The following is a 22414-nucleotide window of genomic DNA, read 5'->3' as shown; positions in this document are numbered from 1 at the left end:
AAATTTCCCAACAAGCTCTAAGTGAATGGTAATGAATTTGAAGATAAAACGAATCCTCTTATGATTATTTCGACAGTAACACTTACGGTTGCGCCAGAACTCCCAGAGGGAACAGTGAATCGAATTTGTTCATGTGACAATACTGTAATATTTGAATGGGTTACTCCTGCCATTTTTACAATAATATCTGCATAACTAGTAGCATCTTCAGCCAAGTATGGGGGGACGGGCATGATAAAGTTAGCCCCCATTAGGATTATGGTAGTCCCTCCTCCTGCTGGACCAGAAGTCTCACTTAGACTATGAAGAACTGGCTCTACCTCATAGCAATTCCATTTTGCAATTTCTCCATGTAGCATATGGATTTCACTTGACTGTGCAGAGTCAAGAGTTTCCGTGTAAAAATCAAAACTTGCCGGAAATTCTGGAGGAATTCCTATGTATTGTTCCATAGCCCTAAGTGGCTCCCAAAAATATCTCATGAACTTATCAGAGAGCGCTAACTGGTTACTAGCAGTCATCCATGAATTAGAATTTAAAATATTTCCATCATTACTTTCCACTATAACATTAACGCCGAGAATACCCCCTAGAGAAGAATTGACTACTCTTTTCCAAAAGACATTAAAAATATAATTGGCTGTTGCTCCTTCACTACCAAGACCTACAGCTAGTTCACTACTCGAGCTTGGATTTAACCAAACAGTATTTGTAGCACTATGAGGCTCTGTGAAATCACGTTTCAATCGGTATAACCCCTCTAGAAGCGAAGATCTTGATTCAAAGATAGAATCAAATCCTATACACCACCCTTCTGTTAGTGCTCTCCATGGAGTTGAAAATAAATCGACTCGATGATAGGCACCGCTAAGTATAATATCATATATGAATTGGTTAGCGATTACCCCACTATCAAAATTTGCTTCATTCCACATTACTTGATGAAATGTTTCATGAACTATTGTTCTCCTCTTCCAGGAAGAAGGGTTTTCAGTTAGCCATATATTGCCAATAGGCCAAGCAGTAGGCGTTGCATCAGGATTAAGATGCCAAAGCTTATAGGTTAGCTCAACCCCAGGATAGCTACCAACAGTGAAATAATGTAAAAAGGTACTGATTTCTTTGGCTATTTTTAGAATATAAAAGCCAGCAAATCTTTGTGTATTATTACTATCTGCAGCTTGAAATACAATTGGGGAGGAGCTACTACCAATTGAATTTTTTTGTAGATTTTTAAAGTCATCATATCTCACACCAGAATTACGAATTTTAGTATCTGGGAAAGATGTATACCACCTACTGATTTCAGAATCATTAGGAGATTTCAAGTGAACTCTAGTTTCTAAAAGATTAATTGAAGGATCTGCAATGTTATAATGTGCGCATATAAGGAAGTTATCGTTAGGGTTTATTGTAAATAAAATTCCATGAATCACATCATCAGAAGTCCTCTCTGAATAAATTAGTTCTCCTAAGTCAGGATTTGTATCACCTCCATACTCATAATCTGGCCATAAGTCAGTAGCATAAATATCAACATTGATTCCTGATGGAAAATTTTCCCACCTTCCAAGAGGGCCACCCTGATAGGGATTCAATAATTCAAACTTTATGTGAAAATCAACACCAATCCGAAACACCAAAGGATTAGCTGGCGAGCCAAGTTGTGTCCCACTGAAATTTTCATAATAGCCTTTTTCGCCGCTAGTAGACAACCAATAATTGGTCCCTGAGTTGGCTTTCGTCGACCATTCAGCTGGGAGTGGTGGCAAGTCACTAGCCATACTAGCAATCGGTGCAAGTATTTTAAAGTACAAATCTGGTGGGCTACCGTTTAGCCAGCCATCTTCAGGGATGTCGATTTGGAAAAATGCTACCCCGTTATCATTTGTGGTAGCGATAGCCAATTCGTCATCCGAGTTCAGAAAAGTGTCATAGTCCATTAGTTTGACGGTGAGCCCTGGGTCAACAGGGGCGTATTCAGGTAAAGCTCCAGTGGGAGAACCAGGATTCCAAACTTCAAACTTAATATAGGCCCTCATCACATTTGCACTGAAATCGGCTATAGCGGTAATCAGCGGATGGTTATGCCATTTAGAGAAATAGTTATTAGCAGTGTCTGTAGGATCAATAAATAACGGAAAACGCTGTATGAAAAGTAGCGGATCTACCCTGGATGCATAGAAAACATAGCTAACTGAGCCAGTCTCTACCTCCGAAGAGTACATTTTGAGCACAAATTCCGGGTGACTATCCGCGTTCAGCGTGGTCATGCCAATATCATCCCCACCGCCCACGGCCAATTGCTTCTCTCCGAGCATTAGGCGGTCTAAAAATTTGTTCTCCTTTTCTTCTCTAGTTCCTGGTGCGTTCCCTTCAGTCTCCATCCAGGACAGGTCCAAAATTGCATCCACTACATCAGGCATAAGTGCCTGCATATCGGACCTAAAAGTAGCAGCATCTACTCCTTCAATCAGAATGTAGGCGGGGATAAAGACTCCATCCAGTGGCGAGCCTCCATCAGGACTATCGGGTAGAGTTTTCAGCGCCTGCCCAACAATAGGAAACAACTCCAACAAAACGCCTCCTTGAGTGGTGGTGGTAATCTCCGAATTAACCGTAAAGTCGGATAATACAGGTGCATAACTCGTATTCGCAGGTAAATAAGTAACCATTCCACTAAACATACTCTTGACACCTAGTGGCGAGGTAATAGTAGAATAGGTATATATGATACCATCTAACCCGTTAAACACCGCAACAGGCTGAGGGAGGCTGGCATAATGCCCACTTGGGTCATCCCCTGCTTGCTCCACTGCCGGTAGCTGTACAGGCAAGTGACCATCAGAAATAGGTGCGTATTGATCCTCAAAGATTGGCATTGTCAGAGATTTATGAATAAGATAGAAAGAGAGCTATTGAAAATATTATCCGAAAAAACTGCTTTGGTGAATCTATTCTACATTTGGCCCACCATCGTCTATTTGGAATTCATTTTGGCAGGCTTCTGCCGGAATATCATTCTTTGGAGTGGCCTCTGCCACCTGTTCCCAAGTCGTGAAATCGGTAGCTTGTCTTAAATAATCCAGCGGAGTATATGGTGTCGCTTGTTGAGCCGTGAAGTAATAAGCTCCACTCACTACATCTGCTAATCCAAGAATAGATAAGCCGGCGAGATGGGGATGCGTCCGGGAATTTCGTGACGGCCAAGGTACAGCATCATTACTGGTCAGCCACTCGCCTCCATTCTGGATTCCGGATAATACACGCCCACACAGAGTCGCATGATTAGCCAGAAAGGTCCATTCTCCCTGAAATAGAAACAAGGCATCAGGCTTAGTGGTACTAATATTTACGCGATCATGAGGGGAGTTTCCATCTGATCTCACACAAAAATCACCACTGAATTCACCATTGATTTTGAAGTTTTGAGCGAGCATCCCAGTCCCGCTATTATGAGAGGGCAAATCAAAGCAAATGATCGAGCCCGCTGGGATAATTTCTTCTCCCACATAGGTGATTCTGTGCGAAGCAATTTCAATTGGTGCATTATCCTCGGGAGCATGCCAATAATTTGTGTGTACACCAGCTGATGCACCTCCTTCATAAATAGCATTCGTAATACTGAAAAAGGTGAATCTTTTGAGATCTACAATTGTCGCAATTAGAATCCGGTCATTCCCATAATGAATATTATTATCAAACCCGATTAAAGTGAGATCACCTGGAAAAAGAACAGTGCCACAAGTCTCCTCAATATCAGCACACTTATCTTCACATAGTGGTGCAGGCAGTTCTACAAAACCATAATTAATTTCACATTTAGGATCATCAACAAAGCGAATAATTATTTCGTAAACGCCAGGTACTAGTTCGTCAAACTGAAATGTATTGAAGTAGGTATCTCCTCCATCAATACTGTACTCAATATCACCTTTACCGTCAGCAAAAACGGTAATAGCACCATCTTTACCTTTCCCTGTACATGAAGGTAGTACACACTTAACATTTTCAATTGTAAGACCACAATCATTAGAGAGGCTCATGACATATAATGTTATGCTCCCAAACAGCTCTTTCCTGCATTTGGGGCTTAGAATTAAATGATAAAACTATGTAACCTTGAAATGTTAATTATTTCAAGAGCGCTTGTATAGAGAGTAGATACCTAATCGCAGCCCAACGAAACCCCAACGAAGGGTCAGATCGCAAATAGAAATCTTCCATAAGGTCGACTTCATATTTTTTGACCCGAATCTTCGTTGAGCTGCTATTAGTTGATTCTTATTTTTAAAGATTATATTTTCCTGTTATTTCAAAAGTACATCTTCTTTTTCAAAGATGCAATAACTTTAATAGTTAATTCTAAAATTGTGTACTTGGCTATTGACGTACTTATTCTAAGCGTTGGTATATCTCAATATTGTGGGGCAGAATTTTATTGAGGCAGTCTAAAATACTGAAGATCATGAATAAGAGATAGGTTAGTCAGGGCTAGTAATCATAACTATTCAGAAGAAAATCTTGATATTGCTTACCTTTATAAAAAAAGTACTCCTAACATATATAGATGCCAGACATCATCAACATCATCTGCCTAGAATCCGAGGCTCTTAAGTCGCTAGTCAAGCAATTGGCTATAGAGCTAAAGGACGACCCTGCCGATGATTGGATCAACGAAAAGGAAGCAATGGGCATTCTCGACATTGCTTCCAAGACCACTTTTCAGAAATACCGAGATACAGGTGAGATAATATTCAGTGTAGTAACTGGTAAGAAATACCTCTACAAGAAATCTTCTATTTTATCCTTTATCGAAAAGCGTTCAAACCAATAATCATGGCTAGTAGCGATCCATTAGCAGAAGGCTTCAATGCCGGATATATTATAGAAAAACATCAACCAGAGCTAGCTCAGCAGTTGAATACTGCAGTTGAAAGTGTAGAAGATGAATTCTTTCAAGGGTTCGTTGCGGGTAGTCAGCAATATGCTAAGGAGCGCACGCAAAGTAAGACGATCTCTAAACTGAGGGATGCTTCTCGTTCTATCCCCCGCCCTACTCGTGATCGAGGTAAGGATGATAAGGATAAAGGGTTTGAGATTGACCGCTAGTTATTGCGGTGAGTGAGCGACCTTCTTCTTTACAAAAGAAATAAAAGCCCCATTAACATTATTGGGCTTAAAGCCATCCAAGAGAGCTTTTGAGAATTGCGAGTGTAGATCATTAAAGTCCCAGCCAGTATTCGCTTGTTCGGTGATCCTACGCGCTTTTCCGATGGTTTCAGGGCTGATCATCGGTAGATCAAAAATATCAACTGTTTCTTTTCTGGCTTTGAAGTGCACCATATCATTCTCTATCAGGCGAATGAAGTAATCCGGTAAGTGGTTGTTTTTCTCAATCTGTCGGATGAAGAAACGGAATTTCTTGAGCGTTGAGGTTGATCCCGTTTTCTCTTTGAGTTTTTCCAAACTGATTTTCCAATCACTACTTCTGCCACAATGTTTGCGGGCTATTTCGTAGAGCCTGCGTTCCAGGGCTTTCCCCAAACGAAAGTAGTCTCGATTGATGGTGAGTACTTCTTTACCCAAAATGGAATTATAGAACCAATCCGAGAGCGTGACTTCCAATCTTACCATGCGATTTTTAACCTTACTGCTTTCGATGATTTCGTAGCTATCGATCAGTCCAAAGGCTTTGGTGATTTCTCGCTTATTGGTCTTGATGTTGGTCTTGATGCTAACGCCTTTTAAGCGATCTAGCGCATTCTTTAGTAATTCATAACCATTACCGTTGGTTGGCCGATTAGTAGCCACTAATAGGTCGTGGCTGGAAATACGCAAGGTTTTAGGCGGTACAACTCCTTTGTTAATTTGCTCCATTAACAAAGAGCCACAATACAGCAGAACGTCTTTATCAAATATCGTTGGCAGACCATCGGTATTGGGTTTGATGATTACACTGGCTGTGCCATTTTCGTACACCAGATTCCTTAAGTCTTTCTTCTTTGAAAGACTAAAGATCGGATGACTCATGGAAGCCATATCGTCTTTAAAAGGAAGATTATCGAAGATGTCAGCGATGAAGAAATCCTTGGTCGGATGTCGATCCGGTAATAAGGGTAAGTTTTCTTTTGGGTCAAATAATACGCTTTGCATTCCCTCCTCTTCGCAATTTCAGGAACCAGAATAGCAGTATTTTTAGTGCTGACAAGCCTTTTTTTCGCAGTTTTAGGAACCGCTAAACAAGAGGTGATTTCCAGCCCTCCCCTACCCTTTGGAATTCCACCAAAGACGTTCGCAGTTTCAGGAACTTTCGTACGCAATTTCAGGAACCATCGTTCGGAACTTTAGGAACTTTCGTACGCAGTTTTAGGAACCGCTACTTTTCCCAAAGCTAAGGTTTGCTAGGTTTACAGCCCGCTTATAAGCCCCGTAACACTACACTAACACTATTATAACGAAGTTAGTAACACTAGAGAGCTTGGTAAATTTAAATATTCCAAATAACCTATAAGTAATTCGCTAACGCGAATCGGTTTTTATATATGAGCTATTGAAAGATAAAAAAGAAAAAATTCCAGGTAAGCTCATCGTTGAAAAAACATTCCTAATTGTAGAACTCGGTTCTTTGTAGCAAGAAAGCGTGCTTATTGGTTTTATTGCTTTCTCTATTTCGTGCTAGAAATATTTACGACTAGTTGATAAGCCAGAAACCTTCCTAGCCATAAAGCACGAAAATAGCCTATCGTGATTTTATTGCATCGTGCTAACACGAAAGCTTCTTTTTCACCCATCTTTCTATCGTTTTTTCTTTCCTCTCGCTATGGGGTCATATAAGCTAATTGTACTTGAACCAATAGAAGGAGTGAGATGAAAATAGGCGTTTTATCGCAGAAGGGAGGAGTCGGAAAATCTACCCTCGCCAGAGCATTAGCCGTTGAATATGCCCGTAATGATTGGGAAGTTAAAATTGCGGATATGGATTTGAAACAATCTACCTCAACGATTTGGAACCGTAAACGAATGGATAATGGTTTTACTCCCAAAATTGCCGTAGAACCATTTTCATCGGTAAAAGATGCTTTGAAAAATGACAGTCAGTATGACCTAATCATTTTTGATGGTGCAGGGCAGGCGGATGTACAAACCTTGGAAATCGCAAAGGTGTGCGACTTCATCATCTTACCTACTGGTGTCACCGCTGATGATTTGGAACCTCAGGTTAAATTGGCACATGAACTCAAGAAAAAAGGAATAGCCAGACAGAGGATAGGCATGTGCTTAAGTCGGGTAGGTGGTAGTAAAAATGAACTGGAAGCCGCAGAGGAATATATCAAAGCAACGGGTTATACCTTTTTGGGCTTGATTGCAGAAAAGACCTCCATTGGGCAATGTTCCGACAGTGGTTTGGCAGCAAATGAAACCAAATATGATTCGATCAATCGCATTGCTGATCAACTTATTCAAAATATTTACAATCACATTGAGCAACTAGCAAAAGAGGAGGTTCGTTATGGCTAATCTTAAAAAACCTAATAAGTCACTTGCCCGTAAGGGAACACCACCAGCAGAAGAGGAAGCCAGTAACAACCTCACTATTGTAGAGAAAAGCGAGGAAAACTCAAATATCCAAGCTTCCAAAGCACCCAAGGAAGAAATCAGACCGCTTAATTTTAAAGTACCGAATTCTTTCCGAAAACGGTTTAAAAATTATGCCGTGAATAACGACGTAACCATGTCAGAATTACTGGTTAACTGCTTTGAAGCGTATCTAGTAAAACAAGAAAACAAGTAATCTTCCTAGCACGATAGCACGATTTCGTGCTATCTATTTAAGAGGTCTTCATGTCTCCAATTATCAGCTACAATGCCCAATGGGCTAAGGAAAATATTTCTTTACCCGATCTTTTAAGTGCCTTTGGTCACGATCCGGTAAGTGTCACCAAACATGGTTATGAATATTGGTATAATTCCCCTTTTCGCTACGAAAAAGAGCCAAGCTTTCATACGTCCTATTTGGGAGGAAAGTGGATATGGAATGACTTTGGTCGCGGAGACATACAGGGCAACGGTAATGTCATTGGCTTTTTACAACTCCACGAGAATGTAACCGTCAGTGAAGCATTACAGATTCTACGCAATCTCTTTCCCCATAAAGGGCAGGGGGTGCTTTGGAGTAAAGTGAACAAGCTTCCATTATTCCAGGACATTTCCTTATCTCAAAAAGAATTAGGTGCAGCACCCGCAGAGAATAATCTTGAAATCACTAAAGTTAGGGAGCAAGTTTGGGATAAATCCTTGATTGGCTACTTAGCAGGTGAGCGGAGCATTGATTATCAGTTGGCCGTAAAATACCTCAAGCATATTTCTTACACCAATAAGAAAACGGGCAAGATTTATCAAACGCTTGGTTTTGAGAATGAATCTGGAGATTACGAGTGTAGAGATAAATTTTTCAAAGGCATTCTTAAATCGCCTAATGCCGAGGATAGGAATACAGCAAAAGACATTTCCTACATTCCGGGATCAGAGAAGAATAGCGTTGCGGTATTTGAAGGCTTTATGGATTTCCTGACTGTGCTAACACTTAAAAAAGTGCCCGTACTTCCCGTAGATGTGATTGTTCTTAATATGGTGAATATGAGACGGAGAGCCATTGATTTTATCAAGCAATCTAATTACGAGCATATTTATACCTTCTTTGACAATGACCAGTCTGGTGAGAAAACGACCACGTTCTTCAAGGAGGAATTAGGGCAAGGGGTGAAACCACAAAATCACCTTTATCAAGAATTCAAAGACTATAATCAGTATCTGCAAGCTAGAAAGGGCTAGCTTTTTCTTTTCAATAGCATATCTAAATTGGGGCTTCCGCCGCTTAGAATAGCGTCGGGCAGGCTATCCACGACGGTGATCCAATGGATACCGTTTTCAACGGCCCGTTCCTATCCCTAAGCCGGAGTCTCTTCCGTTTTATACCAGTTCTCTTCTGCGAAAATGGCTTTTACGTCAGCTTTGAAGGCTTTGTAGTCGAAGGGAGCTACAAATTTGTGCTCGTGATCTGCAATAGTATCAATTCCTTCCAGGAGGGCTTTTTCCATTAGCCTGATGACCGTTGCTTCATCAGCAGCTACGATCTCCTCATAAGGCACTCGTATTCCAATGTCTACACTGGCTCTTTTGGGAAAGTAGTCACTGCCTACCCAGCCGGAAAAATTAGGCGTTAGTTTTTCTATAACTACGAAAGTGAAGTAGAATTTGGCGATACCATCACCGTATTTTTTCAGATCAATCTTTTCCCCTAATACTTCTAGAAAAAGACCGGGATCTACTTTGGGGTATAGCTCATGCCAGATGCGGCCAGAGATAAATATCTGCTGGTCTTTAGCTTGTGCTTCCAAGGTTAGTAAATGTTCTTCTTTAGCTATCATATTTATTCCCTGGTGGTCGTAATATTATTATGTCCCGCTCCTTTGCTTCTGGCAAAAACGGATAATTATAAATCATTATTTTCTCCTGCTTGAGGCATTCTCCGTACGTTCCCCAGAACAGTGGTAAGAATAACAAGTTCTCTGCTCCATAGTTTCCATTGGGATAACGCTCAGATTCTTCTTTTCTGGTAACACCATACTTCCAAACGTTTCCTTTGTATAAAAATATAACTTTCTGGGCAGAAGGACAAGCGTAGCAGGGGTAAACACCATCCTTTGTAGCTACTAGCGCATATTGGACAGCATTATCGATTTCTTCTAACTCTTTAGCAAGCTTTGCTTCTCGCTTAGAGGATAAAGCCATATCTCCTTCTGGATTCACCACTAATCCCGGGGGAAGGTCTTTTTGTGACCTATAATACTTTCGCCCTACATACAGGCTTCCCAAAGCTATAAGAATCAATAACAGGATCGGCAACCAGCCTGAAGGACGTGGTGAATTATCTTCGGAAATAATTCTCAAAGTAGAAGAGGAAGAATGATTGGAAGGCTCTAATTTCCTAGCAGAGCTTTTAAGGCTAAACATGAGCTATTTGGCTGGTAAACAGCATCCAAAGCTACGACAAAGTCTAAATAATCAGCACTATTAAGTAGTTAAAAATTAAGATTTATTACTAAGGGTTTCACCCTCGCGCCTAGCAATAAAAATAGGCTGCGACCGTGTGGTGAGCCGATGGCTCTCTGCCCGCACCACTCTCATCGATTTTTCTTTGCTGTTGCTACCCCACTGTTCGGCCACGAGGCAGAAGGGTATAGCGCAAATGCTATAACCCTTTAACAACAAGTAGGAGAAGTCCAAATGAGTAAAATAGATACAAACGAATTGAAAGCAGCATTGGAGCAGTTTTCAGGAACAGAGAAATATTATTTCAACCCATTATTTCCCGAACATCGATATACGGATGGTATCAAATTTCTGGCAACGGAGGCGGGAGCATATTGGTTCATAGATTTCATCTTCTCTTACTGTGAAGTTCCTGCGCTGGATGGAGAGGAATTTCAAGTCTGGAAACTTGTGGTCAATGCTGATGAGTCCGCATCAATCAAAGTCGAAGATGGAAATAGTAATCTGCTCAAGGAGTTCAGAATTCCATTCACGGATTTTCCACTCCCACAAATAGAGCTTTGGCTAGTTGACCAAGTACTGATTTTACCAAGTGAATATTAATACAGGAGAAAACATGGAACGAATCACCTTAATAGATACGATACAAAGGCAAATGGAAAATGATGACGAGAACCGTCACAGACAGGAGAAATACCTATTTCAAGCCTATAAGGACGGTAAAATTGATGACTTCTTAATCGCATTGTGCGGATGGAGTTTTAAAACAATAATAGAATTGAACGAGGAAGAAAATGAACATTAAGGAATTTGAAAAATATCTAAAAAAGGAAGGCGGCTATTATTACCGCTCCAACATCACCGTACATTATTACGAAGATGAGGAAACAGGCAAGTGCGGTTTCTGGGGTAATTACAAAGGCGATGAGACAGAAGATTTCGACAGTCTGCAAGCGCTCATGGACGCGCACAGCTGGGTAGAGCTACCCGTTTAAAGTTTTTCTTGCTTGATGCCAAAAGCAAGATATTTTATCAATCCTAAACAAAGGAGAATAATCATGGCAAATAACAATACTGTAAAACTAATCGGCTTCTTAGGAGCGGAAACAAAAGTGATCGAGAGTGAAAGCAAAACCTTCGCAATTTTGCGTTTGGCAACAGCTGATTCCTACAAAGACAAGGAGACCGAAGAATGGAAAGACAAAGCTACGATCTGGCACGATGTCATCCTATTCAGTCCTGCGCTGATCGAAGAAGCTAAAGCGTATGAGAAGGGAGCTAGACTGGAAATAAACGGTTCCTTGAATTATCGGGACTTCAAAGTACTTGAGGATGGGAAAGAGTTTACCAAGAGAGAAGCTTCTATAATTGCTTATAAAGTAAAACAGGCACCGCCGAAAAAAGAACAGGCGAGTGCTTAGTGCGCTTTTAAAGAGCGATTTTTCGCCCTTTTTACTGCATCATCTCAAAGTCAATGGAACTGACATAAACATCCTTTCCTTCGGAAGTACTAAATGAACTTTGGGGTTCTTTGATCCATAGCACTTGATGCTGAATAATGTGGTCAAAGAGTTTTTCCAGATGACCTCCTCGGATCGTTACCACCATGCGGGTAGTCATCAAGGTAATGGAGTTCGTACCATTAAAATCCATCGGGGAAATAATGTCATGGTAATGAATCGCTTTTTGTTCCCCAATAGAAGTCACGAATTTCAGCGCGATGGCATTGCCTTCTCTAGCATCGGCAATGCCATAGAATTCATTATTTCCCCGATATTTTAGGGCAGCACTGCTCTCTCGCTTAATCAGAGAGGGGATACTATTACTTTGCTCTGATCGGTGCATTCTTTACGGGTTTTATCGGTTTTGAAACAACGCTAATAATGGCAGCTTTTTTATCCTGCCACTTTTCGTTGATGTTTGCAACTTTTGATTTACCAGCTTGGTAAATTGAGCCGATAACTTTGAGCTTATCTTTCATTGATTTCTCTGTCTTGACCAGTTCCTGCCCTACTTCTGAGGCGGTCATCCGCTGTGCAGATCGTTGAATTGAGCTGAGTAAACCCTGCTTATCATCCGTATGGATGGATATGGCAAATTTGCCACGGGAGGCAGATACATAAAATTGCTCTTTACTTGCTGCTCTTCCCGTCATGGAAGATTGCATGATAATAACCCGATTAACGGATTTTCCCTGTGAGGCGGGGGAAGTCGTATAATAGCCATGGGTCAGGTTACCAAAATTTCGTGCTAGCACGATTTCGTTCTTTCCTGTTGATGCTCGAATATTCCCCTGTTTATCAAATCCCGTCACCGTGAGGATATTGCCATTATTGAGTCGGGCCCGCTCATTGGAAAATCCGTTCTGGGTAATCCTGATTTTATCCCCTTGTGATAAAGCTAATGTCTCGGAACGATACACCGAAAATTTAGACGCTTCAGTCATGGGTAAAACTACCCCTTTCTCTTTTTTCTTTTCACTAGCATCCTGGTTTCCTATTCTCACTAAACCGTTTTCATCTTTTCCCAAAACCTGGTACTTAGTGCCACGTTTTATGCCTCCCTTGATATTTTGGTGAAACTGGATGATTTGCCCTGCTTCATATTGGGTATGATCCTGCTTCTGTGCATCGGTCAGCGACAGGTTTTTCTGAACCTGAAAAACCTTTTCCTTACCGCTTAAAACGCCTTCCGTTTTAAGCTTGTCACGGATCGTTTCCGTAACCCCTTGTCCCTGAGCATGGGTAGTGGCTACGATGAGCACATTCTCCTTGTTCTTCAGTGAAGTAGCGTATTCATTGGCGATATTTTCTTTGGCTTCCTCAAAACTATCAGCTTCTCTGATCGCTCCCATCTGCTCAAGGGTTTCGTAGCCTTTTTCCAGATTTCCATTCGAGATGGATTTTACGGCACTGCGATAATCCGCATTTTTTTGCCTTTGTATTTTGGTAATCGTAGCGGGTTTTATACCACCAAACTGCTCGATAATGCGTAGCGCATCACCTCGCTCAACCGATCCGTGTTGTTTAATATCACCCGTTAAGAGGATGCGAGCATTTTGCTGTTGTGCCACTTCTATCACTTGGTTCATGGTTTTATTGCCTACCATACCTGCTTCATCGACCCAGATAAAACCATCTTTTACCGACTCCTGAAGCTTCTCGCTTTTGAGTAGTTCGGCAATGGTCGTAGCATTTTCAAAACCATCGGCTCTTTGCACTTCACGGGAGGCCGCAGAGGAGGGCGCAAAGGCTCCAAAATTCACCCCTTTTTCTCTCATTCCTTCGGCGACTTCTTTGATTGACCAGGTTTTTCCCGTTCCTGCATCACCCGTAACTACGGTGATAAAATCTTTAGAGGTGAGGACGTGCTGAACGGCTCCGACTTGCTCCTCAGTCAATAACTTATTCTTGACTTGATAGTCATTGTGTACTGGTTCGAAAATGGCTCTGCCCTGTTGTGTTACTTGCTTGAGTTGTTGTTCTTCAGCGATCGCTTCTTTGGTGGTATAGATGGTTTCATTTCGTTGCTCGTCTCTCCTACTGTGTATATCTTCTCTACCATTCAATTCCTTACGCAAGGATTCGGGAGAAACTGTCCCTATGCCACGTTTTAAAGCAATGGTGAGTAGTTCTTTTTCGCTGGCTACGGATTTCCGCTCAAGCGTGTGATCAAGTGCATAGTTGATCGCCTCTTTAGCACTAAATCCGCCATTTTTATTTTCAATAGCATAACCCAAGCCAACTACTCGCTCCGTAATCTTAGACAGGGAATCCATGCCACCGCCACTCGGTGGCGGCTCACTTTTTGCGCTTCTGATCAATTCCCGCTCACTTTCTGAAAGACGTGATCTCCATTGCATCCGAATATCTTCCTTGTCATACCCCGTGCGTTTGCTCGCACGGGTTTTCGCGCCTAGCTCCGCTTTGTCTTCCGCATAGGACAGCCCAAGGGCTTCCGATTTTTCATTAATCTGGCGAGTGCGATTAGAGAATTTCTCGATGGTGCTACGCCCAAAACCTTTGATCTCAAAATCGCGCTCATTGCGCTCAATTTGATAGCCGACTTGTTGCAGCTTATCGGCTAATCGAGCGTTGAAAGCCGCTTCGAAATAAGGGGCATTGGCTTTGATCTCGCCAAACTGTGCCGCTTTGAAACGCTTTTCTTTTTTATCATAAGTAGCATTGAAGACAAAAACATGCTGGTGTAAATGTGGATCTGGAATACCGCCAACTGGTCTGGCATCTTCGTGCGTAAATGCTCCCCAAACAAGATTTTCAGTAATGCGATTTTCATTTCTTCCTCTGCCTCTTACTCTGGTTGCTGCTTCTTTTTCGATCTCTAACATGGTTTCTTTAACCGCTTCATCGAAGGATGAAATAATCTCTTTATCTTGAGTTTGAGAATAGATAATGGAGACGGATTTTGGGACTGAAAAAGTAAAGTCATATCCTACCCGTCTTGCGTTAGAATTGCGGGCAGTAAGTTGGTCGCCGGTGAGCGGATTTTGGTTTTTTGCCAGCATGGCAAAATCGTCTTTTTTGATCTCACCCGTCAGTCCAATTTGCTCCGCAGTACGTCCTTGCCACCGTCCGACGACCTCTCCTTTTTCGGCGTAATAATCGGACTTCGACAAACCTTCGTCAAAGTATTTGGTGGCACCTTCAGCGGACTTACTTACCGTAATTCGAAGCATATTTGACGTGTATTTTAGTATTAAAAGTTAGTTACAGGCGTCTCCCCTTAGCATAGCTAGAGGTCTTGAAAGCAAGTTACCATGAGTTGTAAATCAGTGCAATAGGGAGGTTTGGGAAAAGACGGGAAAATTAATATTGCAATCCAGCCTAAAATGTAAAAAGAGTACTTTTGTTATAATAAAAAACCAAATACCCTTGCTTGCAAATTGACATGAAACAGCCTAGAAATTCCTAATTCTAACGTCAATAGAAGCCGATAATCATTAGATAATCAGCTTCTTTACGAAAGACTAAAAAAGTCACAATTGTGACCCTATTTCTTCCTTTTTTCTAAAATGCGTTTAGCAGCTTCTTTAAGTACCTTACTAGTACTATTGTCGCGAATTCCCTTCAAGAATGAAGAAGGACGATGCTTAAGCACTTTCTCAGCTTTTTCATCCTTGAGTTCTTTACGCAGTCCTTGGGCATAGAAGCCAAGTAATACTAATGCAATCAGAAGAATAATAACTAGTACATTCATGATTAGGCTAGTTTTAGTGAAGAAAAAAATTCACTCATAGCCTATCAGATAATGGTTAAAAAAGGGTTAATGACCTGAAGAAATCATTTCTATTTGTGCAGCTTTATTGAGAATATCCTGTATACCTGATTGAATAACACGTACGACGATAACTGTTTCTTCTACTATTTGATGATATTCTATCTCATTATTTAAAACGATTGGATACATCTGCCGAACTCCCTTGTCAAAAAACGTAGCTCTTTTTTCAAATTCTTCGATATCGGATAAAGAGATGATTTCCTCCGCAGAATAATTAAACATTTTTTCATCTTGGATTGGGACTACCTCTTCGAGAAGTACCTCTAAAGCCTTCCCTGATGGGAATATAAAATTCAAACGGCTTAATGCATCCCTTTCATCACGAATAATACTGGCTACATTGGTCATTAAGCTGCTAACTTCATTTATAGAATCTATGTAAGTTAGAGGACCTCTTTTTGCTTTAATTCTCTGATTAAGGCGTACAGCTTCCCATTTGAGTCGGTGAATGTTCGATGCTCCATTGTATTTCATTACATTGACAAGGGAAGGGGATTTAGATAGGTACAAACCATCTATATTACTAATGACTTTTGCTGGCTCCTCTTTTAGATGATGTAGTTGACGGAAAAGAATAATTGTAATTAGTGCTAAAACACCTGCCATAATTGACAGTAAGGGTATAATCCTTTTTAGGCGTTTATAGCGGGTTGCGTTTTGATACAGGAGTATTCTATCGATAATTCGCCGATACTCATGATCGGCATCTGGAAGACTTCTGATTTTTCTACTGAATTGAGCTTCTCCCATCGCAAGTGCTTCCGCTATCTCCTTGTTTGAGGTAGAATTAAATATTATTATTCCATTCTCGATTTTATAATCACCAAAGTTTTCTTTGAGGAGTTCAAGAAAAGTATCCCTTGAATAATCAGTCAAGTTGTCCTTCATTATTAGTGCTTTTTGTCAATTCCAAGGCTGATCAACTAAGAATTGATCAGCTCTAATGTAAGTGTTTCTCAGGAAATTTCGCTTACTAGTCAAATAGTTCTTTATAATGCAGTCGCTTATTGATTTCACCCCTACTTAATACTTTAAAAGATGACTGAAATTCCGAGAGAAGTTGGCCTAGACAAATTATTAATCAAGTTTTCTAGTAGTTCTAGAGACTATTGGACAGTCCGTGATGCTACCCGTGGTACGCTCATTACTGGCGGGATCGGTTCTGGTAAATCTAGTTCCGTAGGAAAAATGATGGCCAAAGCCTTTCTGAAAAATGGCTTTGGGGGACTCGTACTTGCCGCTAAACCTGATGAACGACATGCCTGGGAACAATATGTAAGTGAAGTAGGGAGAGAACAGGATTTGGTAATAATAGAGGAAGGAGGTGACTACAGGTTCAATCCTTTTCAATATGAAACAGAACGAAAAGGTAAGGGTGCTGGGCAAACTCATAACCTTGTTAACCTCTTCATGAATATTTATCAAATGGGAAGGAATATTAATGGTGAAGGTATTGCTAAAGAAGGAGAGCGATTTTGGGATAATGCTTTAAAGCGGTGTGTTCGAAGATTGATTGACTTACTTAAGTTGTCTGGTGAAAATGTAAGTATTGGTAATATGTATGCACTTGTCATTACTACTCTTACGAATCAAGAATTAGACATGTTCAATAACATCATGGAAGGTGAAAATGAAACAAAAATCTTCCAGCAATTAGAGCGATGGGGAGAAGTGAATTATTATATCCGGTGCCTGTTCCAGGCCACAAAACGTGTCACAAATGAACAGGATAAACAAATAGCCAGGAAACTGGAACGTGATTATCACTTGGTGAAAAATTATTTTAATCGGGAATTTGCCAATTTACATGAACGCACTCGAACAATTATTGTAGAGTCATTTTTAGGAATAGCAGAACCTTTTCTAAATGGTCTGCTTTACGAATATTTCGCTAATGATACTACAGTATATCCAGAGTGGACATTTGATGGAAAGATCATTATCGTGGATTTCCCCATTAAGGATTATTTAGAGGCGGGAGCCTACGCACAAGGCATATTCAAATTGCTTTTTCAACAAGCGGCTGAAAGACGCCAATTCGGAGAGTGGAAAAAGCCAATATTTCTTTGGGTGGATGAGTCCCAATTATTTCTGACCCCTTATGATCAAGTATTTCAAACCACAGCTAGAAGTGCAGGAGTAGCTACTGTCTTTATTACTCAGAACATCAGTAACTATTATGTAGCAGTTGGAGGAACAAATCCTACTGCTAGAGTCGACAGTTTACTGGGCAATCTAGCAACGAAGATCATGTTGTGTAATAATGATGCAGTTACTAACGAGTGGGCGGCCCGAACCATTGGCCAAGACTTTCGTGGTGTCGGTGGAATAAGCGCAGGTCAATACAGCAATTTTAGTCTTAATCAACAATGGCATTATCAAATCGCTCCACGAGAGTTTACTACTCTAAAGACGGGAGGAGAAGTAAATGGGTTTGAGGTGGAAGCAGTGATAACTGTGGCTAGTAAAATCTGGTCCAATAAGAAAAATTTCCTAAAAACGTCTTTTGATCAAAAATTCTAATCATGTTGCAAAGATCATTAAGTCGGTTTGAAAAGCAATCCTTGCTTGGTGGATTGTCGTATTTCAACAACAACAACCTCCTACTTGGAATCATATCATTCGGATTCTTCTTTGTCGTCAGCATAATAAGTACACCTTGCAAACTTATACTTAGGGAAAAACTGGGAGAGAGAGTTATTGGACTTTCTTCTTTTGCAATCTTTCTTTTATGGTATGCCTTCGTCACGAGCATTATTCTAATCTTGATTGGGCAATATGGAGAATCTAGCTTTCTGATGCAATGGAGTAAGATGTCTTTCTTTGGAGCAGCTTCATTTTCATGGAAGACATTTTTTTTCAACGTATTTCTGGTTCTAATCAATCCAATTTTTGCATTTGCCATTCTTTTTTTGGCAGAAGGAATAAATCATTTTGCAAGATGTATCAAAATGATTCGGGACAAGAAAATTTCATATTCCTATTTCAGAGGTGATTCCAGATACTTCAAAAAATGGATAGGGAAAAAACTGTGGGGGCATGCAATTGATGGTACTACCCATAAGCTTTTGATTGAGCCGTTTATGGTTTTCAAGTACAGCTCTATCATCTTGCTTTTGAGTATTGTAACAATGCGCATGCAACCTTCCAGTAATTCATACGAAGCCATTACCCTGATTTTTAATTCTATTAGCATTGGAAGCTTTTCAATATCAATCATTTTTTTGCTCGGAGCGATCGCTCTTTTCGCAGAAGAAATTTTAATTCTTAAACACCAACGAGATGCATTACTTGATATGATTGACAGTGAATATGATCTGAAACAGGTACTCGATTCGAAAGAATTAGTTTCCGTTGATTTTTCGGATTCTACCACACTTGACTTAATAAATCAAAAAAGCGAAATATGAAACTTTTCAAAATTTACGGCTATACACTACTTTCGATTACAGTGGTCAATTTAATTTTTTTTATCGTCGGACATTTTTTTTCAGACCCTGATTTTTTATCCGATGAGAGTGATTATGTTGCTCCAAAAGAGGAGTGGAAAAGTATTCTTGAGGGAAAATGGGAATTTGAAAGAAAAGTTGTGTCTCCTGTAGATTTAATGATTTATGATGGGTTAGTCACTTATTTTCCAGATGGACGATTTAAAAGACATGTCAACTGCAAAATTTGGGAATTCTTATTTCCTTATCAACTGTCTGAAGGGGATGATCAATATAGAAATGGGGAACTGGCCTATCTTTTCGTCGGAATCGTTACAGGCACATGGAGTATTGATGAGAATAATTTTTGGAAAGAGGAATCAAGTATATGCGAATTCGATCTCAGGTATTCTAGTTCAATGTATCAGTATCGGTTTGATAGGGAACCAAAGTGGGCAGTAGATTTTTACTGCAACACAAGAAGATACGGAGATGTTGCAGACGGATATGAGGACATAGAGATTTTGGAATTTTCCAAAAGTAGAATTCGAATAAAAGCCATAACACTGGATTACAAAATAATAAGTATAGTATTAACTCCTATTGAATCATAAGCATCAATCAAGTTCAGCGAGGTATTTTTCAATAGGATACTTGCTTGTTATTTGATTTAACTCGGCTTCTGTGTACTCCTTTCTGAAATAATCAAGTGCCTTATGGAAGTATTTTTTTGCTTCGTCGGTTACTAGGTCATGGTACTCTAGCATAGCGATTAGGAGTAGCAGAATTCCGTAGCAGCATTCCATGAATTCTAGATCATCCACATGGTTGTCAGCAAGTAACTTGTAGTAATACTTGGCTCTTTCACGATGCTTTGGAACTCCTATGCCATTAATGTAACAATCTGCCAAGATGTACTGAGATTTTGGGCACCCTTCATGGGCATCCTTAATGAATTCCACCATTAAATCGGGCGATATTTTCTCCGTTTCACACATATCCAATTATATGTGGTCTACAGAATTTTGTCAAATCTATTATTAATAAAAATGCCAGTAAAATGCCGATTGTAAAAAGTTTTTTCAATTTTTTGAATAAAGTAGCAAACAAGCGAAAAAGTGGCAAAATATCCCCTCCTGCTAAAGGTCAAGCAAGTAAGACGGGAAAGGGNNTGTACATCCTAGAGAGCAGAAATTTGTAGACAAAATTAATGATGAGCGTGGGCAAGCTGCGAATGCAAAAACAAGCCGGGATCAAGGAAGGTCTCCCGGTAGTTTAGGCAAGCTTGAGAATGCTACATCTACCCGTGATATAGGCGAGGAGCGAGAGAAGATAATTGACCAAATCAAATCAAGTAGGGGCCCTGGCAAGCAACTTGAAGAGTCAATGGGAAGGCATGAAGAACGATTAGGAACTAGCAGTAAGGTCAAAGAAATACTGGATAAAGGAGAAGCGAAGAGTAGCAGCTCCTGGGAGGAGAGAGTGCTAGACAATAAGGATCTAAAATTCGAAATTCCTGATGAAATAACTGAACCAAATAATTCTCTTGAATTACTTAAAACCAATAGCAGTGTTGCACTTCAGCCGTTAGCTCATAATAAGTTAAACGATATTCCTCAATCTGAAAAACCGAATAAAGTTGTTGGATTATTGAAAGCAGAATCAGAAGGTAAAAAGCTTTCAGAAGATGGTCTTTCAAAGCCCAAAGTGCTCAATATTAATGACTTGGTGACAAAGCCTGCTCGAGTTATTTTTGACAAAGAGACTGAGAGTTTTTTCGAAGAACTGCAACGTGATGTAGAAGCAAATGAAGCATTCGAAGAATTACAGCCAGATGTAGAGTTTGGCGAAGGGGACGGAATGGAAATGGATTTTGACTAAAAAAACAATTTTAATATGCAAATCTTAGTACTCGCAGGTGTGCTTCTTGTTGGCCTTGGATACATTATAGTGCTTTTTGTACAATATGTTTTTAATGGAATTGTATCGTTAATTCACCTAATGCGGGATGAGATGGTACAAGATAGGTATGATAACTCTCTATTAGGCAAAATCGATTTTGCGAGGAAAAAAGTTCAATCAAAAATCGATGATGCCTCAAAAGCCATAACTAGACTTAGAAGTGACCAAGATAAAATTTCAAAATTCTTGGAATACCTAAAAATCCACCAGAAGGAGGAACATTCGCTAAATCTGCAAGAAACTATTTTAAAGCAAATCATCCTTCGGGAAAAAGAAATTGCTTTATTGGATAACTATATTATGCTGTTCAATGATTGCTTGCCTGCTATTGTTAAAGAGAAATCTGATCTCGACCTATTGTTTGAAATGGTAAAATTTGATCAAGGTGGGCAAAATGTCGATATGTATCTCAATCAGTTTAACAGTTTGCAGGATCGGATTGCAGATTACTCTAGCTACAACTTTTACAATATATCCGAAGCGGCTATCAATTCGATGAATAGTGAATATAAAAATATAATCACGGGTGCTGCACTTAATCATGCTATAGAAATCAAAGCAAAGCAGCAGGTTAATTTAGACTACGAATCGCTTAATCTAGAATCAAATGAATTATCAGACGATTTTCAGAACCTTGAGCAATTAGTTATGGATGATTTTAGGAAGTCAGTTAAAGATTTTGAAGTCTTAAAAAAAGAACTTCAGGAATTGTTGTCAGCTCGTCCCAATTAGTTGAAAACCATGCGAAGTAGTTTTTTGTGAACTGTCAGATTTCATCGTGACTACTTTAACTATTCGTTGACAAACGGATTAATCACCTTCAACCCCTTAAACTCAAAATCCTTGACATTCCTCGTAGCAAGACAAGCGCCTCGCGCCAAAGCGATTCCGGCAATTTGTTCATCACGGATGTCGCAATTTCTCCCGCTACGTTTTTGGGCAGCATTTAATTCAGCGGCAGCTACCGCTGCATTGACATCGAACGCTATTATCCGTTGCGAAAACTTCTCCCTAAGCATTCGATTAAATGATCGCTGCAATGCTTCTTTTTTCCTGCCATCGGACATTAAGCTGAGACCGAACTGAATTTCATAAACGGAAATAGCATTCTGCCAGATCAATTCTCTACCGGTAGAGTTGTACCATTTCAGCACATTGGGTTCCGGCTCCGGCTTCATTATCTCAGAGACAATATTTGTATCCAATATTATCATTCATCCTCGAACGGATTGCGAGTAGTAAAGCCTTTCTGTTCTTCGATCTCAAAGTCAAGTCCTACCTCTTTAAAATATCCGGCTAACTCAGTACCAAAGCCTGTCTCCTTTTTGGAAACTGCATCCTTGATGATTTGACGCACCTCTTCTTCCATGCTATGTCCGTGTAGCTTGGCATTCATAGCAAGTAGGTCTTTCACGTTGTCGTCCAAATTTCTTACGATGATCTGAGCCATCACATTACTCCCTTGGTGTCGGTTTATGATAGCACGGACTCAAATCGATAGCAAGAGAAATCGTCTTCGTAGAGCCAGGTCATCCTTCTCCAAGAAAAACAGCATATCGTCAATCGGCCAGCCTCTGCCAGATGGTAGTAATCGGTAGGTATTCCTTCCCGCTGCTATGGTTCCCTCGTTTGGGTATTGGTTCAATCCTCCCTTTTTCAGCTACACCAAG

Annotated in this window: 24 protein-coding genes; 12 read left to right on the top strand and 12 right to left on the bottom strand. The window is 40.3% G+C overall.

Features of this window, described 5'->3' with window-relative positions:
* Positions 1-17: 17 nt before the first annotated feature.
* Together ACRBG0_RS26720 and ACRBG0_RS26715 are read right to left on the bottom strand one after the other, a co-directional pair.
* Positions 18-2882: an IPT/TIG domain-containing protein gene (locus ACRBG0_RS26720; protein ID WP_431489886.1), complete on the bottom strand. Its 2865-nt coding sequence runs from the start codon at positions 2880-2882 to the stop codon at positions 18-20.
* Positions 2883-2954: 72 nt separating this feature from the next.
* Positions 2955-4046: a hypothetical protein gene (locus tag ACRBG0_RS26715; protein WP_431489885.1), complete on the bottom strand. Its 1092-nt coding sequence runs from the start codon at positions 4044-4046 to the stop codon at positions 2955-2957.
* 524 nt (positions 4047-4570) lie between these two features.
* Between ACRBG0_RS26715 and ACRBG0_RS26710 the strand changes: the two genes are divergently transcribed.
* Positions 4571-4837, top strand: coding sequence for a helix-turn-helix domain-containing protein (locus ACRBG0_RS26710; protein WP_431489884.1), 267 nt, complete (start codon positions 4571-4573; stop codon positions 4835-4837).
* A 2-nt stretch (positions 4838-4839) separates the two neighbouring features.
* A complete protein-coding gene (locus tag ACRBG0_RS26705) occupies positions 4840-5112 on the top strand; it encodes a hypothetical protein (RefSeq protein ID WP_431489883.1) in 273 nt (90 codons plus the stop codon).
* Here the strand turns inward: ACRBG0_RS26705 and ACRBG0_RS26700 are convergent, their stop codons facing one another.
* Positions 5113-6156: a replication initiator protein A gene (locus tag ACRBG0_RS26700; protein ID WP_431489882.1), complete on the bottom strand. Its 1044-nt coding sequence runs from the start codon at positions 6154-6156 to the stop codon at positions 5113-5115.
* A 714-nt stretch (positions 6157-6870) separates the two neighbouring features.
* Here ACRBG0_RS26700 and ACRBG0_RS26695 point away from each other — a divergent pair.
* Genes ACRBG0_RS26695 through ACRBG0_RS26685 form a run of 3 tightly spaced genes read left to right on the top strand, consistent with a single transcriptional unit; the run spans position 6871 to position 8835 of the window.
* On the top strand, positions 6871-7521 hold the full coding sequence (locus ACRBG0_RS26695) for a ParA family protein (RefSeq protein WP_431489881.1): 651 nt from the start codon (positions 6871-6873) through the stop codon (positions 7519-7521).
* Entirely contained in the window at positions 7514-7795 is a 282-nt protein-coding gene (locus ACRBG0_RS26690; RefSeq protein ID WP_431489880.1) for a hypothetical protein, read from the top strand. Before ACRBG0_RS26695 ends, ACRBG0_RS26690 begins: the two co-directional genes overlap by 8 nt.
* Before the next feature lie 50 nt (positions 7796-7845).
* Positions 7846-8835, top strand: coding sequence for a toprim domain-containing protein (locus ACRBG0_RS26685; RefSeq protein WP_431489879.1), 990 nt, complete (start codon positions 7846-7848; stop codon positions 8833-8835).
* A gap of 116 nt (positions 8836-8951) precedes the next feature.
* On the opposite strand, the gene ACRBG0_RS26680 is transcribed toward ACRBG0_RS26685, so the two are convergent.
* Together ACRBG0_RS26680 and ACRBG0_RS26675 are read right to left on the bottom strand one after the other, a co-directional pair.
* Positions 8952-9431 (bottom strand): hypothetical protein, encoded by a 480-nt coding sequence (locus ACRBG0_RS26680; RefSeq protein WP_431489878.1) that lies wholly within the window; start codon positions 9429-9431, stop codon positions 8952-8954.
* Positions 9421-10017: a hypothetical protein gene (locus ACRBG0_RS26675; protein ID WP_431489877.1), complete on the bottom strand. Its 597-nt coding sequence runs from the start codon at positions 10015-10017 to the stop codon at positions 9421-9423. The genes ACRBG0_RS26680 and ACRBG0_RS26675 overlap by 11 nt, the downstream gene beginning before the upstream one ends.
* Before the next feature lie 273 nt (positions 10018-10290).
* Here ACRBG0_RS26675 and ACRBG0_RS26670 point away from each other — a divergent pair, with 273 nt between their 5' ends.
* From ACRBG0_RS26670 to ACRBG0_RS26660, 3 genes are all read left to right on the top strand, one after another.
* The gene (locus tag ACRBG0_RS26670; protein ID WP_431489876.1) at positions 10291-10659 is read left to right on the top strand and encodes a DUF6876 family protein; all 369 of its coding nucleotides are present in this window, start codon (positions 10291-10293) and stop codon (positions 10657-10659) included.
* Between the two features lie 191 nt (positions 10660-10850).
* The gene (locus ACRBG0_RS26665) at positions 10851-11051 is read left to right on the top strand and encodes a hypothetical protein (protein ID WP_431489875.1); all 201 of its coding nucleotides are present in this window, start codon (positions 10851-10853) and stop codon (positions 11049-11051) included.
* A gap of 15 nt (positions 11052-11066) precedes the next feature.
* Positions 11067-11477, top strand: a complete 411-nt coding sequence (locus ACRBG0_RS26660; protein WP_431489888.1) for a single-stranded DNA-binding protein — start codon at positions 11067-11069, stop codon at positions 11475-11477.
* Positions 11478-11508: 31 nt separating this feature from the next.
* Here the strand turns inward: ACRBG0_RS26660 and ACRBG0_RS26655 are convergent, their stop codons facing one another.
* The 4 genes from ACRBG0_RS26655 to ACRBG0_RS26640 all read right to left on the bottom strand — a co-directional run bounded on the left by ACRBG0_RS26655 (position 11509) and on the right by ACRBG0_RS26640 (position 16242).
* The gene (locus tag ACRBG0_RS26655; RefSeq protein WP_020534877.1) at positions 11509-11901 is read right to left on the bottom strand and encodes a hypothetical protein; all 393 of its coding nucleotides are present in this window, start codon (positions 11899-11901) and stop codon (positions 11509-11511) included.
* Complete coding sequence (gene mobF, locus ACRBG0_RS26650; RefSeq protein WP_431489874.1) at positions 11879-14752, bottom strand: MobF family relaxase; 2874 nt, start codon at positions 14750-14752, stop codon at positions 11879-11881. Before mobF ends, ACRBG0_RS26655 begins: the two co-directional genes overlap by 23 nt.
* A gap of 314 nt (positions 14753-15066) precedes the next feature.
* Positions 15067-15273 (bottom strand): hypothetical protein, encoded by a 207-nt coding sequence (locus tag ACRBG0_RS26645; protein WP_431489873.1) that lies wholly within the window; start codon positions 15271-15273, stop codon positions 15067-15069.
* Positions 15274-15339: 66 nt separating this feature from the next.
* On the bottom strand, positions 15340-16242 hold the full coding sequence (locus ACRBG0_RS26640; protein ID WP_431489872.1) for a hypothetical protein: 903 nt from the start codon (positions 16240-16242) through the stop codon (positions 15340-15342).
* Between the two features lie 150 nt (positions 16243-16392).
* Between ACRBG0_RS26640 and ACRBG0_RS26635 the strand changes: the two genes are divergently transcribed.
* The 3 genes from ACRBG0_RS26635 to ACRBG0_RS26625 are packed head-to-tail and all read left to right on the top strand — an operon-like array spanning position 16393 to position 19396.
* Positions 16393-17877 carry a hypothetical protein gene (locus tag ACRBG0_RS26635; protein WP_431489871.1) on the top strand — a complete coding sequence of 495 codons (1485 nt, stop codon included), beginning with the start codon at positions 16393-16395 and terminating at the stop codon, positions 17875-17877.
* A gap of 2 nt (positions 17878-17879) precedes the next feature.
* Complete coding sequence (locus ACRBG0_RS26630; protein WP_431489870.1) at positions 17880-18764, top strand: hypothetical protein; 885 nt, start codon at positions 17880-17882, stop codon at positions 18762-18764.
* Complete coding sequence (locus ACRBG0_RS26625) at positions 18761-19396, top strand: hypothetical protein (protein WP_431489869.1); 636 nt, start codon at positions 18761-18763, stop codon at positions 19394-19396. The genes ACRBG0_RS26630 and ACRBG0_RS26625 overlap by 4 nt, the downstream gene beginning before the upstream one ends.
* Positions 19397-19399: 3 nt before the next feature.
* On the opposite strand, the gene ACRBG0_RS26620 is transcribed toward ACRBG0_RS26625, so the two are convergent.
* Entirely contained in the window at positions 19400-19747 is a 348-nt protein-coding gene (locus tag ACRBG0_RS26620) for a hypothetical protein (protein ID WP_431489887.1), read from the bottom strand.
* 931 nt (positions 19748-20678) lie between these two features.
* Between ACRBG0_RS26620 and ACRBG0_RS26615 the strand changes: the two genes are divergently transcribed.
* On the top strand, positions 20679-21476 hold the full coding sequence (locus ACRBG0_RS26615; protein WP_431489868.1) for a hypothetical protein: 798 nt from the start codon (positions 20679-20681) through the stop codon (positions 21474-21476).
* Between the two features lie 59 nt (positions 21477-21535).
* Here ACRBG0_RS26615 and ACRBG0_RS26610 read toward each other — a convergent pair whose 3' ends face one another.
* Both ACRBG0_RS26610 and ACRBG0_RS26605 read right to left on the bottom strand, forming a co-directional pair.
* Positions 21536-21958 (bottom strand): type II toxin-antitoxin system VapC family toxin, encoded by a 423-nt coding sequence (locus tag ACRBG0_RS26610; protein ID WP_431489867.1) that lies wholly within the window; start codon positions 21956-21958, stop codon positions 21536-21538.
* Positions 21955-22194, bottom strand: coding sequence for a FitA-like ribbon-helix-helix domain-containing protein (locus ACRBG0_RS26605; protein WP_431489866.1), 240 nt, complete (start codon positions 22192-22194; stop codon positions 21955-21957). Before ACRBG0_RS26605 ends, ACRBG0_RS26610 begins: the two co-directional genes overlap by 4 nt.
* Positions 22195-22414 lie beyond the last annotated feature (220 nt).

Source organism: Lewinella sp., assembly GCF_050633125.1.
Lineage (GTDB): Bacteria > Bacteroidota > Bacteroidia > Chitinophagales > Saprospiraceae > Lewinella.
The sequence above is the reverse complement of the archived record's forward strand: the minus strand, read 5'-3'. Positions and strand labels throughout refer to the sequence as shown.